The organism is Paenibacillus sp. FSL R7-0189, assembly GCF_037969925.1.
GTDB classification, from domain to species: Bacteria; Bacillota; Bacilli; order Paenibacillales; family Paenibacillaceae; genus Paenibacillus_AQ; species Paenibacillus_AQ odorifer.
The window spans coordinates 411,731-427,074 of the sequence record NZ_CP150223.1 but is presented as its reverse complement, the minus strand read 5'-3'; the positions used below and the strand labels follow the sequence as shown (position 1 = coordinate 427,074).

The window sequence follows — 15,344 nt, the reverse complement described above, 5'->3', positions numbered from 1 at the left end:
TACAGAGGTCAATGAAAGCAGAAAGCTGGTGAACTCATGGAAGTCATTAAAATCTCTCCCCGGGGATATTGTTACGGAGTTGTCGATGCAATGGTTATGGCACGGCAGGCTGCGCAAAATCTCGATCTTCCCCGGCCGATTTATATACTGGGTATGATTGTTCATAACAGTCATGTCACGAATTCGTTCGAAGATGATGGCATTATTACTTTGGACGGACATAATCGTCTGGATATTCTGGATAAAGTGGATAGTGGGACTGTTATATTCACTGCACACGGGGTTTCTCCTGAGGTGCGCAAGATGGCAAGGGACAAGGGTCTGACTACGGTCGACGCCACCTGTCCTGATGTCACGAAGACCCACGATCTTATTCAGGAAAAAGTAGATGATGGTTATGAGGTCATTTATATCGGCAAAAAAGGCCATCCGGAACCAGAGGGTGCTGTGGGTATTGCCCCTGAGCATGTGCATCTGATTGAAAAAGAAGATGAGATTGCTACGTTATCCATCCCTTCTTCACGTATCGTCATTACGAATCAGACTACTATGAGCCAGTGGGATATTAAACATATCATGAAAAAGCTTCTGGAGACCTTCCCAGGTGCTGAAGTGCATAATGAGATATGTATGGCTACCCAGGTACGTCAAGAGGCTGTAGCGGAACAAGCAGGGCAATGTGATCTGGTGATTGTTGTCGGTGATCCGCGAAGCAACAACTCTAATCGTCTGGCACAGGTGTCGGAAGAAATCGCTGGGGTTCCTGCCCATCGTATTTCTGATGTGTCTGAACTCCAAACAGAATGGTTAGAGGGTGTGAATATCGTCGGGGTCACTTCTGGCGCATCCACACCTACACCTATCACCAAAGAAGTGATTAACTACTTAGATCAGTATGATTCGGCTAATCCGGAGACGTGGGAGATTAAACGTACTGTGAATATGGCGAAGCTGCTGCCACCGGTTAAGAATAAGAGTGCAAGTACTACTTAATGTAATGGGCTAGGCTCGAACTTATATATTATGAACGCTGCAACAAGAGCGCTTAACTTCGTCAGTCGAGGTTAAGTGCTCTTTTTTATCGAAAGAACGCTTCCAGCATAGGAATCTAGAATATAGATTGACTATAATCGCTTTTTGAGGTAGAATTGCTTTAGTGATTAAAAGCATAAAAGCTTAAAAGCGAACACGCGTCGTAGCGCGATAGTATCTAGCGGAATTATTATAAATTTTAAGTGTAGAGAGGGAGTTATAAATATGATCGTCATTACATCAAATCAAACACCGGAAGAGCAGGTTAAAGATATAATTGCCGTAATCGAAAAAGAAGGTTTGCAGGTGCATCTCTCCAGAGGAGCAGATCACACGGTGATAGGTTTAGTGGGAGGCGTCACTCCTAAGCTCGCCGAGCATTTGCGGCAAATGAAGGGTGTAGAGAACGTCGTGAAGATCTCCAAATCCTACAAGCTGGCCAGCCGGGATTTCCATCCTGAGGATACGATTATTGATATCAAGGGTGTGAAGATTGGTGGAGAAAACCTGGTGATCATGGGCGGACCTTGCGCCGTTGAGTCTCCAGAGCAGATTGATGAGATCGCCCGGCTTGTTAAAGCGTCTGGTGCTCAGGTACTTCGTGGAGGCGCGTTTAAGCCCCGCACAGGACCGTACAGCTTCCAAGGCGTAGGTGTGGAAGGTTTGACTATGATGGCTGAAGCAGGAAAGCGTCATGGCCTGTTGACGATTACAGAGGTTATGACACCGGAGTATGTTGATATCTGTGCGGAGCATGCGGATATTCTGCAGGTGGGTACACGGAATATGCAGAACTTTGATTTGCTGCGCAAGCTGGGTACCTGTGGCAGACCTGTTCTTCTAAAACGTGGCTTCAGTGCGACCTATGATGAGTTGCTCAATGCAGCGGAGTACATTTTGGCAGGCGGTAATAAGGATGTAATGCTCTGTGAGCGCGGTATTCGCACATTTGAGACCTACACTCGTAACACACTGGATCTATCGGCTATTCCAGTTCTACAAAGCTTAAGCCATCTTCCAGTAATCTCTGACCCAAGTCACGGAACCGGTCGTCGTGAGTTAGTTGAGCCTATGGCCAAAGCTTCTGTTGCTGCTGGTGCAAACGGGCTAATTATCGAAATGCACACAGATCCGGACAATTCCATGACAGGTGATGGTGTTCAATCGTTATTCCCTGATCAGTTTGATAACCTGCTTAAAGATCTGGAAAAGCTGGCTCCAATTGTTGGACGTAAGTTTTCTACTTCGCCAGAAACGGTTTCGGCGCTATAAAATTCAATCTAAGAGCTTCCTCGGAAGCCCTCTTAACCCGCGACCTAGTGGGAAAAGAGGGTTTTTTTGGAGTTGAATAAAATAAATGTGACATGAAAATATGCGAAAATAACAGATTTCACGAAAGCGTTAGAATATCTTACATTGCTGAAAGAAATACCTGACATAAGCATTGACGATGTTAGGTATGAGATTTATAATTACGACAGCAAAAAAAATTAAAACAAGAACATTTGCATACTGTGAGCGGCCTAATGTTCGGAACTTGGGGGAGGAAAAATTCATGTCGGTTGAAAAAGTGTTGCAAACAATTAAAGAGAACAATATCGAGTGGGTAGATTTTCGATTCGTAGATTTAGGTGGTCGTGCCCACCACATCTCTCTGCCAGCTTCTGAAGTGGAAGATGAAACTTTTGTAAATGGGGTAGCATTCGACGGTTCTTCCATCAAAGGTTTCCGTGGTATTGAAGAATCAGACATGGTTATGATGCCTGATCCGAATAGTGTGTTCATAGATCCGTTTACAGCTCATCCAACGCTGAACGTGATGTGCGACATTTTCACTCCTGATGGCGAACGTTATGAGCGCGATCCTCGCGGTATTGCTGTGAAAGCAGAAGAATTCCTGCAAAAAAGCGGAGTAGGTACATCTGCATTCTTCGCACCTGAATCAGAATTCTTTATCTTTGACGATGTTCGTTACGAAAGTGGCATGAACAGATCCTCATTCTTCGTAGATTCTGAAGAAGCGGCTTGGAATACGGGTCGTAAAGAAGAGGGCGGCAACTTGGCATTTAAAGTTGGCGTTAAAGGTGGATATGTTCCTGTAGCGCCAGTTGACTCCCAACAGGATATCCGTAGTGAGATGTGCCGTCTGCTTGCTGAAGTTGGACTACGCATTGAACGTCATCACCATGAAGTAGCCACTGCAGGTCAAGCGGAAATTAACTTCCGTTTTGATACCTTGAAGAAAACTGCTGATAATCTCATGACTTATAAATATATTGTACAAAACACTGCACGTCAGTATGGCAAGGTAGCAACCTTCATGCCAAAACCGCTGTTTGGTGATAACGGTAGCGGAATGCACGTGCATCAATCGATCTTTGACGGAGATACTCCTTTGTTCTATGAAAAAGGCGCTTATGCTAACCTGAGCGAAATGGCTCTTCATTATATCGGTGGTATTTTGTACCATGCACCAGCATTGATCGCTTTGACTAACCCAAGCACCAACTCCTTTAAGCGTCTGGTTCCTGGCTACGAAGCACCGGTTAACTTGGTTTACTCCAAAGGAAATCGTTCTGCAGCAGTTCGTATCCCAGTAGCAGCTGTGACACCAAAAGGCTGTCGTATCGAATTCCGTACACCGGATTCCACGGCTAACCCTTACTTGGCATTCTCCGCAATGCTGATGGCAGGTCTGGACGGAATCAAGAACAAGATCAACCCGCAAGAACTGGGTTATGGTCCTCTTGATAAGAACATCTATGAATTGTCTGATGCAGATAAAGAAAAAATCCGCAGCGTTCCAGGCAGCCTGAGCGAAGCGCTTGATTCTTTGGAAGCTGATTACGAGTTCCTAACAGAAGGCGACGTATTTACTAAGGACTTCATCGATAACTATATTGCTCTGAAACGTTCTGAAGCACAAGAGGTAGCGATTCGTGTTCATCCACATGAATATGCCCTGTACTTCGATCTATAAGATTCCTGCTATTATAATCTTTATAATAAAAGAAGCTGTCTCAAAAGTAGTGATTCTACTTGGAGGCAGCTTCTTTTTTTGAATTGGGAAAGTAATGGATTTTATTGTACTTTATGAATGTGTGCCACGCATAGTGTTCTAAGCCATGAGTAGTGTTCTATGTTATTGGGGTGGGCGGTAGGTGACTGTTAGGTGTGATTTCCGTTCGGCTTGCAGTATATGATTTGTGGTATCTGTGACGCTGGACTATGTACGGTGAGCGATATGCGTTCTGTGTTTATGTGATGTACAAAGTGGATTTAAACTAATTAGGGAAAAACTCCCTAAAAATAGCCGATATTTGCTCTAAATGAACGAAATCAGGGAATTCCTCCCTAATAATCAGGGTGATTTCTTTATTAGTTACTGAATAGGCCAAAATTCAGGGAAGTTTTCCCTAATTATAAGTCCGATGAACAGAAATCTCTGATTTTTAGGGAGAAATTCCCCAATTATTTTATAAGTACTTCACTTATTGCATCATTTGGAGTGCACTAGGTACGCCCTTGAATCCATTTGGGCATCAAGTAGTGTTAAGAAACATAAAAAGGCTGTCACCAAGCCATAAAATGGCTGCTTGGGACAGCCCCTTTTTGCTATTCGTGTATTCTCCGAGAAAGGCTACACTAGCCCCCGTTCAGGAGCGCCGCAGGACTCTCTAATGATAAGCTCTGGTTCTACGCTGAAAGAACTCGTACCTGATTGGTTGTTTATTAGATCATACAGCATTAGTGCTGCTAGGCGACCGATCTTATCTTTATTTTGGCGGATGGTAGTCAATAGGGGTGTTGTATAATTGCAGGCCTCAATATCATCACAGCCAATAATTGCAACAGTTTCAGGAACAGCGATAGAAGCCTCTTTAAGGGCACGCATCGCCCCTATAGCAAGCTGATCGGACGCTGCGAAGATCGCTCTAGGTAAATTTCCATTCTCAATCATTCTACGCATCGTCTCATACCCACTGGCCTCAAAGAAGTTACTTCCGTTTAAGAACCAATTCTCGTTAATAGGCAGCCCCAAATCTTCAAGAGCTTTGCGATAACCACTTTCGCGCATATTGGAGATGTCTGAATCTGAGGAGCTGCCGATGTAGCCAAGCTCTCGATAGCCCAGTAAATAAAAGTGTTCTACCACTTTGGAGGACATTTTGAAATTATCCGACATGATAAAGCCAGAGTTGTCACCCGTTAGTTTTAAATCTACGCCGATACATGGAATTGCACTGTTGTCTAATTCGCTGATAGAGGTTTCTAGCTCCTGTCCGGATAGAAGCACACACCCATCTACATTAAAATGCTGACAACGGGCAAGATAATCGTTAGTATCGCCACTTTGGAATTTTTCATTGGAAAAAAAGATAAGGTCGTAACCTAGTAGTCCCATTTGTTTTTTAAATGAATTTAGCACCTCGATGAAAAAAGGGTGGGTAAAGTCGACATTCAGCATTCCGGCAAAAATCACTCCGATTAGATTGGACGATTTCGTAGCCAATGTTTTAGCTGAATTGGAGGGGGTATATCCAGTTTCTTTTATAATTTGTTGAACCCTTGTCTTGGTATCTTCCGAAATATCACTGTAGTTATTAATGATTTTGGATACTGTCGAAACAGAAACTCCAGCAATTTTCGCTATATCTTTGATGCTGTAGGCCAAATTAAGTCCCCCTTATAGTGAAAAATGTTCCGTAATATATGTTTAAAATCTACTCAAGGCTATTTTTTTATGACTTGAATTTATGATTTACGAAATAGTTTCGTTACTTATTTTATAGTTCAATAAGATTATAGTCAATGGAATGTTTACTCTTAAACTAGGATTATGCTTGATATTAAAGGTTTTTTTGAATGATTGGTTCAAAAAACGTTCAAAAATGAACAATGAAAAAAGACTTTACAAAGACAAATAACGATGCAATAATGAAAATACCGAAACCGCTTTCTGTGATATCATCCTTACTGTTTCGTGATTTTCAGAAATTAGCATGTGGTTTCGTTAAAGGGTCATAACAAATTATCTGGGGGGTAACAAAATGGTAAAGAAGCTTTCTGCGGTATTGTTGAGCTCAGCGCTAGTGCTCTCATTAGCAGCATGTGGAAGCGGCAATAACAACGCGAATGGTGAGGCTACTCCGGGCAGCGGAACAAACAAGCCTGCATCTGGTGATAAGAAAGTGATTAAGATCTTACACTGGAAACAAGAGAATATTAACAAGGTCATTACAGAAATTAATAAAAAGTTTGAAGAAAAATATCCGGAATACAAAGTGGAGTACACAACCACTGGTCCGGATGATGAATTCAAACAAGCACAAAGAGCAAGAATTACAGCTGGTGACGTAGATGTACTTGCCGATCTATCCGGTATGAGATTGTCTCCGAAAGATTGGACACCAGGTGCGAAAGTGCCAGACTGGCAACAATGGATTGATTCCGGACTGATTGCTGATCTGAGCGGCGAAGCTTTCGTTAAAAACTACAATGCGAATGATATTGCTAAAGCCGGCACTTATAAAGATAAAGTGTATGCAATCCCAACCGGTAAAGTAGCGATGTCAGGATTCTTCTATAATAAAGAAATTTTTGAACAAAACGGGCTGACTGTACCTACAACTTGGACAGAGTTCATTAGTGTTCTAGATACATTGAAAGCAAAGAGTATTGTTCCAATCGTAGTGGCTGGTAAGGATGTATGGCCTTTGAAATTGCCAGTGTTCGGTTTGCAAGCCAAGATTCTGGGTGGCGGCAACCAACAACAATGGATTGAAGGGGTTTGGAAGGGAACTTCGGCGTTTAACGATGCTGAGGCTGTAGAAGTATTGGAGAAAATGAAGACGCTTCAAGATAACTACATCATCGACGGTTTCTTGGGTATCGACTATGCAACAGCACCTTCGTTTTTCGCAACAGGAAAAGCAGCTATGATTGCTGACGGAACTTGGGATGCTCCTACGATCGCGGCAGCAAATCCAGATGTGAAATTTGGTTACTTCCCAATCCCAGCTACAGAAGATGCTGCTAAGAATAATTCTCTTGTCGGTAAATACGATGTAACTTGGTATGCAGCAGAAAAAGGCCCGAACAAAGAAGGCGCTTTGAAATGGCTGGAATTCTTCTCTGAACCAGAAAACTACACAGAATATGTTAAAGCAGCTGGATTCTTGCCTACACAAGACAATATTGCCACTGAAAGTGACTTTATTGACAAAGAACTTGCTCCATACATGACTGGAGATTTCGAACTTGCTTATGAAATTATGATGATTAACCGTGATAACGTTGGTGAGCACATTGCAGCTGAAGGCGTTCACACTGAATATTTGGCACCAGGCGGCGAGTTTAAAACCGCTAAAGAGCTTGCAGATGTACAACAAAAAGAATGGGAAGCAGCAGCACCTAAATAAGTAGCTATCCCGATAAATAAAAAGAATCTACAACATACTGTACACCAAACATGTTTTACAACTTCGGGGTCTGTTTTGTGCAGGCCCCGATCATTTTATTGAATTAGGATTGGGTAGGTGAGAGAAATGTATCCGTTCGGGAAAGGTATTAAACGATATATACCGCTTCTGCTGCTAATGATTCCATTATCATTGTATGTAATTTTCTATTTTGGCCCATCTATGATGACGGTTATCTATTCATTTACAGATATCACTAACGTTCCTGGAAGCAAGATGAGTTTTGTAGGCCTTGACAATTATTATGATGTATTTTACTCAGGAAATTCAGGCGAGCGTTGGGATTCCATTATACGTACTATTTATTTCATGGTCATTGTAACCATTGTACAGAACGGTGTCGGTCTGCTTATGGCCGTAGTTATCAATCAGAAGCTGAAAGGCGATTATTTCTATCGCGCGGTATTCTTTTTACCGGTTGTGCTTGGTGTAGCGGTAGTTGCACTGGTATGGGGCATGATGTTCGATCCGCTGAGTGGTCCGGTTAACCAACTGTATGATTCTTTGTTCGGTTATAAAGATATGTTCTTTGGAAGCTTCACTCATGCGTTCGGTTATATTATATTTACGCAAATTTGGATGTATATGGGTTATTCGATGCTGATTTTCCTTGCGGGACTACAATCCGTACCGAAAGATTTGTATGAGGCTGGATATATAGACGGAACTACGAAGTGGCAATCTTTTAAAAATATCACATTCCCACTTATCGCTCCATCCTTTACGATTAACATTATTTTGTCTATTATCGGTGCGATGTCCACCTTTGATATTATTCTCGCAACTACGGACGGTCGCTTTAACACAAGAACGATGGCATATGACGTTTATAAAGAGACGTTCCGTGGTTCTCTACAGATGGGACTTCCTTCCGCGCTTTCCGTGGTTCAGTTCCTTATGATTCTGGTGTTTGTAGTATTTGCAGTGAAACAAATGCGTAAGAGAGAGGTGGAATATTAATGAAGGATTCCAAAACCGCCAAAACTCTCTCTTATATTCTGATTGCAGTGTTGCTTGTTTTGTATATCATGCCGTTGTTATTTGTAATCAATATTTCATTCAAGTCCTTTACAGAATATCTGTTAGATCCTATCGGTCTCGTAAAAAGTATTCAATGGGATAATTATAAAGAAGCTTGGCTACAGGGTAATTTCTCTAATTATTTCTTAAACAGTCTGCTGTATACAGCTGTGGCAACAGTGCTGACCCTAATTGTTTCGTTATTCGGGGCCTTCCCGGTGGCGAGAAATTATGTGAAGTGGAGCGGATTTATTTATTTGTTCTTCTTGATGTCTCAGTTCCTGCCGAATCCAATGGTCGCACAGTTCAAGCTGATGCTTACCATGAAACAGGAGCTAGGATTTGTAGGTTATGACACGAAGCTGGGTTACATTCTCCTTAAAACAGGCGGAACGGGTATCGTGTTCATGATGTTTGTAGGTTACATCAAAGGAATTAGCCGGGAGATGGATGAAGCAGCAGGTATGGATGGCGCTGGATATATGCGTTATTTGTTCCAGATCATCATGCCACTTATGAAACCAGTAATTGCTACAGGTGTTATTCTAACAGCAATTAGTATCTGGAATGACTTCGTGGGGCCGGTCATGTATTTACCGAGTCCAGAAAACTATCCAATCACCTTCGGGCTTAAAGAATTCCGCGGTCAATACGGGAACAACTGGCCTATGTTGGCGTGCGGGATCATGATCGTATCTGCACCGCTTATCATCCTATACACCTTCATTCAAAAGTATATCGTTGACGGTGCATTGGCAGGTGCGGTTAAAGCTTAAGTAGTTGTGTAAATGAGAGGATGGAGAGAATGGATCGTAATAAAATTCATGGCTTCGAATTCACCGGAAATGATGGGGAATTCAGGCTTCAGCAACCGGATCGCAGCAGTTTTCTATATTTCCCTCTAGTGAATGAAGGGGGAATGATGTCGACGGTAACTCCAAAACTTCATGGTCAGGTTACCACAGGTCATAATACATTTTTGACACCGCCATTATCTGTTGAAGATTTGCATAATTCGCGGGCTTCCCGTAACTTCTGGGTATACGTAGAAGGCAAGGGAGCTTGGTCGGCAGTGGGGAACTCCGCTAAGCAAAATGCCGATTTCTATACATCGTCTACTGATGAAGCAGTACTAGAGGCTGGTTTCCTGTGGCAACGCGTAACGCGTTGTAACGCAGAGATGGGTGTTAAAGCTGAAATCACCAGCTTTGTGCCAAGCGGTAATGATAAGGTCGAACTAATGAAGGTTACGTTGACGAATACAATAGCAGAGGTTATTACGCTGACACCGACAGCGGTAGTTCCGATCTACGCGCGTTCGGCAGATGATCTGCGCGATCATAGACATGTAACCTCTTTGCTTAACCGGATCTATACTTCACCTTATGGTGTTGAGGTTCAGCCTGCGCTCTCCTTTGATGAGCGGGGACACCGCATCAATCACACTTCTTATGGAGTATTTGGTGCAGAGGGTGACGGCAGTCAACCTGCTGGTTTCTTTCCAGTGCAGGAGGAGTTCATTGGAGAAGGTGGAAGTCTGGATTGGCCAGAAGCTGTTATCCTGAACAACACGCCGGAGATTGGCACGGGTGGAGGTGTACAAAGAGAGGGATATGAGGCTATCGGGGGTCTTCGTTACGAGGCGCTTAATCTGTCTCCTGGTGACAGCCATTCTTATATAGTAGTTATGGCGATCCATAATGAGAGAATTGACGTGGATGCCTTGATGAACAAATATGGTACATCTGAAGCTTTTGATCATTTGCTTGAGGAAACTAAAGCCTTCTGGGCAGATAAAGTGAATATGGTAGAATTTCATACCGGTGATTCAGATGCTGACCAATGGATGAAATGGGTTACGATTCAACCCGTGCTGAGAAGACTTTATGGTAACTCCTTCTTGCCTTATCATGATTATGGAAGGGGCGGACGTGGCTGGCGGGATCTTTGGCAGGATTGTCTAGCACTCCTTATTATGGAACCGGCTGAAGTACGCAGCTTACTGCTGAACAACTACGCCGGGGTAAGAATAGATGGTAGTAATGCCACTATTATCGGTCAACAGCCTGGTGAATTTATTGCCGACCGTAACAACATCCCGCGGGTGTGGATGGATCATGGAGCTTGGCCGTTCTTAACGACTATGTTATATCTGGATCAGAGTGGTGATCTTGATTTCTTATTGCAGGAACAGACGTATTTCCGCGATACCTTTATGAGTCGCTGTAAGGAACGCGATAATTCATGGGATACCTCGCTGGGAAGTGATCTCAGAACTACTTCTGGTGAGGTTTATAAAGGTACGATTCTGGAGCATATCCTACTGCAAAATCTGGTTCCGTTCTTTAATGTTGGAGAGCACAATAATATCCTGCTGGAGGGCGCAGACTGGAATGATGGTCTTGATATGGGCGCAGACCGGGGTGAGAGTGTAGCTTTCACAGCATTCTACGCAAGTAACTTATTGGATATTTCTCGTGTGCTGCGTACGCTAAAGACTTCTAAAGGGCAAGAGACAGTTGAATTGGCAGAAGAAATGAAACTATTGCTAGATTCGCTTGGTGATCAAGTGGATTATGAATCTGTATCAGGCAAGCATGAAAGACTTAATCAATATTATGCTGCCGCTCCGAACAAAGTCAGCGGTATTCGTGCAGCACTCGACATAGAGACAGTAGCGGACGATCTGGAACAAAAAGCAGAGTGGATCTTTAATCACTTGCGCCGCAATGAGTGGGTGGAAAGTGAACACGGTGGAGGCTGGTTTAACGGTTATTATAATAATGATGGAGAACAAGTGGAAGGGGAATTCGCAGAAGGCGTTCGAATGACGCTTACGGGTCAAGTATTCCCGCTGATGGGCCATGCAGCTGCACCAGAGCAAATTCCGCATATCATTGCCGCCGTGGATCGTAATCTACTGGATGACAAAATTGGGTACAGACTTAATTCCCGTTTCGGAGGGATCCAGCAGAATCTGGGTCGTGCCTTTGGCTTTGCCTTTGGACATAAAGAGAACGGTGCTATGTTCAGTCACATGACCATCATGTATGGCAATGCATTGTATAAACGCGGATATGTGAAAGAAGGACATAAAGTATTAGAATCTCTGTATAGCTTAAGTACTGACTTTGCAAAAGCCCGCATATACCCAGGAATTCCTGAGTATATTAACGAGCAAGGCAGAGGGATGTATACGTATTTAACAGGATCAGCAAGCTGGCTGCTGTTAACTATGGTTACTGAAGTATTTGGTGTAAAAGGTAAGCTAGGTGATCTTTTGTTGCAACCGAAGCTTGTTAAAGAGCAGTTTGATTCCGAGGGAAAAGCCTCTATTAAGACAATCTTCGCGGATCGCGAGTTTGAAGTGGTCTATAAAGCCACAGGAAGCTTAAACTACGGGGAGTACCAAATACACTCTGTTACCCTGAATGGCAGCGAGGTGACGCTGCAGCGCGGCTCAGGAAGTGCGATTATTCCGCGTGAAGAGTTGCTCTCTCTGCAGACAGAGAAATGCCACTTGATTGAAGTGACATTGGCGTAGCTTTATACGATATTTTAAGACGTCTGCACCGTTATTCATAGCGGCTGCAGACGTTTTTTTCAATAATGAATATTTATTCATTGTAACAATGAACGAAAGGGCGCGTTAGGTATGGGTTGCAGACTGTCAAATGGCATATTAACTGTCGATATCGCTGATATCGGAGAGTATAAGGGCACTCGTTTTGACTGGACAGGATTTATTACACAGGTGACATTAGAAGAGGGGAAACATACGTTTTGTGTGCCGGAAAGCTTGAAGCCAGGCGAAGGAACTGGAGGCAAGGGGCTTTGTAATGAGTTTGGCATTTCCCGGGCAATTGGATATGATGAAGCGCCAATCGGAGGCTGGTTTCCAAAAATCGGAGTCGGATTGTTACAAAAAGGAAATTCCCCATTATACAGCTTCAATGAGGAGTTCCCTTTAACCTCTTTTAGTAAGGATGTCGAAGCAGGGAATGATGCGGTCACATATACGATCCACCCAATGGAAAGCAACGGATATGCTGTGCAGCTAACCAAAACGATTTCTTTACAGGGGGATCAATTAACAATTGCATATGAATTGCATAACAAAGGTCAAAAGCCTTTCCATACGGAGGAATATATTCACAATTTCATCGGAATCGATGGGTTGAATATTGGGCAGGATTTTGAACTGCGTCTTCCGAGGGAACTCAAGGTAGTAGAACCAGAATCCTCCTATACGAAAGAATTGCTAGAGGTATCCGGGAATACTCTTACTTGGTCAAAGGAACCGGATAAACCCTTTTATTGCAAGTTGAGCGGTTGGGAAGGTCAGGAAAATGAGTTCACCTGGGAGTTGGTTCATAAGCCTAGTGGAACGGGCGTGCGAGAGAGTGGGGACTTTCCAGTAGAACGTATGGCCCTGTGGGGAGAAGGTCATGTAGTCTCTCCTGAAGTATTTGTGAACATTAGTCTTTTACCGCGTCAAAGCAAGAGCTGGCGCCGATCTTACCGGTTTTTCACTGCGAAATGAGTACCGTCTTAACCTTTTATGTGAATAATTATACTTGCTGGTGCGGGAGAATATTGCTATCATAACCATATCCATATTGATAGGAGAGAAAGGGTGGGGAGCAGTTTTGAATAAGAGAGCATACAATTTTAATGCCGGACCGGCAGCATTGCCGCTTACGGTACTGGAACGCGCACAAGCGGAGTTTGTTGATTTCCGGGAAAGTGGAATGTCTATCATGGAGATGTCGCACCGTGGTGCAATTTACGAATCCGTGCATAATGAAGCGCAGGAACGTCTGCTTTCGCTCCTCGGCAATCCGAAGGGCTATAAGGTATTGTTCGTACAAGGCGGAGCAAGCACACAGTTTGCAATGATCCCTATGAACTTGATTTCCGAAGGCCAAGTAGGTAGCTATGTAATGACAGGTAGCTGGGCGGATAAAGCTTATAAAGAAGCCAAATTGGTAGGAGGCGCTCATGTTGCTGCTTCTTCCGAAGATAAGAAATTCTTGGCTATACCTGAATTAAGTTCGATCAAAGCTGCGGAGAATGCTGCTTACCTTCATGTTACTTCCAACGAGACCATTGAAGGAACGCAATATGCAGAATTTCCGGATGCAGGCTCGATTCCGTTAATCGCGGATATGTCTAGTGATATACTTTGCCGTCCAATCGATGTGAACCAATTCGGAATGATCTATGCCGGAGCACAAAAGAACCTTGGACCTTCAGGCGTGACTGTAGTTATCGCGAAAGAAGAATTGCTTGCAGAATCACCTTCTAACATTCCTACTATCATGCGTTACAGCACTCATTATAAGAATAACTCTCTTTACAATACACCTCCATCTTTCTCTGTATATATGGTGAACGAAGTATTAAAATGGATTGAGGAGCAAGGCGGCTTAGCTGGCATCCATTCCAAGAACCTTGAAAAATCGGGTCTGTTATATGATCACATCGATGGAAGTGACGGTTTCTACCGTGGCGTTGCAGAACAAGGCAGCCGCTCTATTATGAACGTTACTTTCCGGATGCAATCAGAAGAACTCGAAAAGCAGTTTGTCAAAGCTGCTGAACTGGAAGGTTTTGTCGGCTTAAAGGGTCACCGCAGTGTTGGGGGCTTGCGTGCTTCCATCTACAATGCAGTTCCTTACGAAAGTGTAAAAGCACTGTCCGATTTCATGAACCATTTCCGGCAAACTCAAGGTTAATGAATTCTATCTATAACCTTCCGCCTTCTTGGTGGAAGGTTTTCAGTTTGTTTGGAGAAGCTATGGTTAGGCACTAGAGTAAAACATCTGGCTATTAAGCCTTTAGAGAGGAAGGAACCATATAATGGCACTCCATATCGTATTAGTCGAGCCGGAAATTCCGGCCAATACTGGCAACATTGCGCGTACTTGCGCCGCTACAGGCACTCATCTTCACTTGGTTCGTCCACTCGGATTCCGTACAGACGATGCTACATTAAAAAGAGCAGGATTAGACTATTGGCATGCTGTTACTATTGAATATCACGACTCCTTTGCTGAGGTTTTGGAGAAATATAACGAGGGGCGTTTCTTTTACGCAACGACGAAAGCAGAGAAAAGATACAGTGACTTTGAGTTCCAAGATGGCGATTTTTTTGTTTTTGGCAAGGAAACGAAGGGGCTTTCTGCAGAGATTCTAGAAGCAGGTAAAGAAACAAAAATGCGCATGCCAATGAGTGATGCTGTGAGATCTCTGAATTTATCCAATTCGGCAGCTATTATTGTGTACGAGGCGCTTCGACAATTGGATTTTCCTAATCTTATTTAAAAAAAGACAAATTTTTTATTTTTTTCAGCAGGATTCGACAATTAGGTAACGAAATATATTGAAAGAGCCGAAATAAGTAGTAGCTACTAAATAATTTTTCTTGAACAGGAGAGGTGTACGTTAGTTATGAAACCTGCTGGTGTAGTTCGCAAAGTGGATCAGTTGGGTAGAATTGTTCTGCCTAAGTCCCTGCGTAAAAGGTATCAGATGAATGAAGGCGACCCGGTTGAAATTTTGGTACAGGGTGACCATATCATCTTGGAGCGTTACCGTCCAAAATGTGTTTTCTGTGGATCAATGGATGGTGTAAGCGAATATAAAGATCGTTATATTTGTTCTGCATGCCTTTCGGAAATGACTCAATTGCCAAGACATGCCTAAGAAGTACATATTTTGAATTTTGACAGCCAAGAGCTTATAAAAAAACTGTCCTCTTCGTAGAACTCTTCTACTTGGGGGCAGTTTTTTTATGTATACGAAAAA

The 15,344-nt window shown here is 43.2% G+C and carries 12 protein-coding genes; 11 read left to right on the top strand and 1 reads right to left on the bottom strand.

What is annotated here, in order from left to right; all coding sequences use genetic code 11:
* Positions 1 to 36 precede the first annotated feature (36 nt).
* The 3 genes from MKY63_RS01950 (at position 37) to glnA (ending at position 4,012) form a co-directional block, all read left to right on the top strand.
* The gene (locus MKY63_RS01950; protein ID WP_036684457.1) at positions 37 to 993 is read left to right on the top strand and encodes a 4-hydroxy-3-methylbut-2-enyl diphosphate reductase; all 957 of its coding nucleotides are present in this window, start codon (positions 37 to 39) and stop codon (positions 991 to 993) included.
* 264 nt (positions 994 to 1,257) lie between these two features.
* A complete protein-coding gene (gene aroF / locus MKY63_RS01945; RefSeq protein ID WP_036684456.1) occupies positions 1,258 to 2,304 on the top strand; it encodes a 3-deoxy-7-phosphoheptulonate synthase in 1,047 nt (348 codons plus the stop codon).
* 283 nt (positions 2,305 to 2,587) lie between these two features.
* Positions 2,588 to 4,012: a type I glutamate--ammonia ligase gene (gene glnA, locus MKY63_RS01940; protein WP_036684454.1), complete on the top strand. Its 1,425-nt coding sequence runs from the start codon at positions 2,588 to 2,590 to the stop codon at positions 4,010 to 4,012.
* Between the two features lie 660 nt (positions 4,013 to 4,672).
* Here glnA and MKY63_RS01935 read toward each other — a convergent pair.
* A complete protein-coding gene (locus tag MKY63_RS01935) occupies positions 4,673 to 5,707 on the bottom strand; it encodes a LacI family DNA-binding transcriptional regulator (protein ID WP_076101584.1) in 1,035 nt (344 codons plus the stop codon).
* A gap of 376 nt (positions 5,708 to 6,083) precedes the next feature.
* Here MKY63_RS01935 and MKY63_RS01930 point away from each other — a divergent pair, with 376 nt between their 5' ends.
* From MKY63_RS01930 to MKY63_RS01895, 8 genes are all read left to right on the top strand, one after another.
* Entirely contained in the window at positions 6,084 to 7,454 is a 1,371-nt protein-coding gene (locus tag MKY63_RS01930; protein ID WP_036684451.1) for an extracellular solute-binding protein, read from the top strand.
* A 126-nt stretch (positions 7,455 to 7,580) separates the two neighbouring features.
* Positions 7,581 to 8,474: a sugar ABC transporter permease gene (locus tag MKY63_RS01925; RefSeq protein ID WP_036684449.1), complete on the top strand. Its 894-nt coding sequence runs from the start codon at positions 7,581 to 7,583 to the stop codon at positions 8,472 to 8,474.
* Positions 8,474 to 9,310, top strand: coding sequence for a carbohydrate ABC transporter permease (locus tag MKY63_RS01920; protein WP_036684447.1), 837 nt, complete (start codon positions 8,474 to 8,476; stop codon positions 9,308 to 9,310). The genes MKY63_RS01925 and MKY63_RS01920 overlap by 1 nt, the downstream gene beginning before the upstream one ends.
* A 29-nt stretch (positions 9,311 to 9,339) precedes the next feature.
* Entirely contained in the window at positions 9,340 to 12,078 is a 2,739-nt protein-coding gene (locus MKY63_RS01915; protein ID WP_339811339.1) for a cellobiose phosphorylase, read from the top strand.
* 111 nt (positions 12,079 to 12,189) lie between these two features.
* On the top strand, positions 12,190 to 13,077 hold the full coding sequence (locus MKY63_RS01910) for a hypothetical protein (RefSeq protein WP_036684443.1): 888 nt from the start codon (positions 12,190 to 12,192) through the stop codon (positions 13,075 to 13,077).
* Positions 13,078 to 13,183: 106 nt separating this feature from the next.
* A complete protein-coding gene (gene serC, locus MKY63_RS01905) occupies positions 13,184 to 14,272 on the top strand; it encodes a 3-phosphoserine/phosphohydroxythreonine transaminase (protein ID WP_036684441.1) in 1,089 nt (362 codons plus the stop codon).
* 124 nt (positions 14,273 to 14,396) lie between these two features.
* Positions 14,397 to 14,861 (top strand): tRNA (uridine(34)/cytosine(34)/5-carboxymethylaminomethyluridine(34)-2'-O)-methyltransferase TrmL, encoded by a 465-nt coding sequence (trmL, locus tag MKY63_RS01900; protein ID WP_036684439.1) that lies wholly within the window; start codon positions 14,397 to 14,399, stop codon positions 14,859 to 14,861.
* Positions 14,862 to 14,987: 126 nt separating this feature from the next.
* Positions 14,988 to 15,242, top strand: coding sequence for an AbrB/MazE/SpoVT family DNA-binding domain-containing protein (locus MKY63_RS01895; RefSeq protein WP_036684437.1), 255 nt, complete (start codon positions 14,988 to 14,990; stop codon positions 15,240 to 15,242).
* Positions 15,243 to 15,344 lie beyond the last annotated feature (102 nt).

Excerpts from the sequence above, each read along its gene's own strand:
- MKY63_RS01950 (WP_036684457.1), top strand. The coding sequence starts at position 37 with ATGGAAGTCATTAAAATCTCTCCCCGGGGATATTGTTACGGAGTTGTC.
- aroF (WP_036684456.1), top strand. The coding sequence starts at position 1,258 with ATGATCGTCATTACATCAAATCAAACACCGGAAGAGCAGGTTAAAGAT.
- glnA (WP_036684454.1), top strand. The coding sequence starts at position 2,588 with ATGTCGGTTGAAAAAGTGTTGCAAACAATTAAAGAGAACAATATCGAG.
- MKY63_RS01930 (WP_036684451.1), top strand. The coding sequence starts at position 6,084 with ATGGTAAAGAAGCTTTCTGCGGTATTGTTGAGCTCAGCGCTAGTGCTC.
- MKY63_RS01925 (WP_036684449.1), top strand. The coding sequence starts at position 7,581 with ATGTATCCGTTCGGGAAAGGTATTAAACGATATATACCGCTTCTGCTG.
- MKY63_RS01920 (WP_036684447.1), top strand. The coding sequence starts at position 8,474 with ATGAAGGATTCCAAAACCGCCAAAACTCTCTCTTATATTCTGATTGCA.
- MKY63_RS01915 (WP_339811339.1), top strand. The coding sequence starts at position 9,340 with ATGGATCGTAATAAAATTCATGGCTTCGAATTCACCGGAAATGATGGG.
- MKY63_RS01910 (WP_036684443.1), top strand. The coding sequence starts at position 12,190 with ATGGGTTGCAGACTGTCAAATGGCATATTAACTGTCGATATCGCTGAT.
- trmL (WP_036684439.1), top strand. The coding sequence starts at position 14,397 with ATGGCACTCCATATCGTATTAGTCGAGCCGGAAATTCCGGCCAATACT.
- MKY63_RS01895 (WP_036684437.1), top strand. The coding sequence starts at position 14,988 with ATGAAACCTGCTGGTGTAGTTCGCAAAGTGGATCAGTTGGGTAGAATT.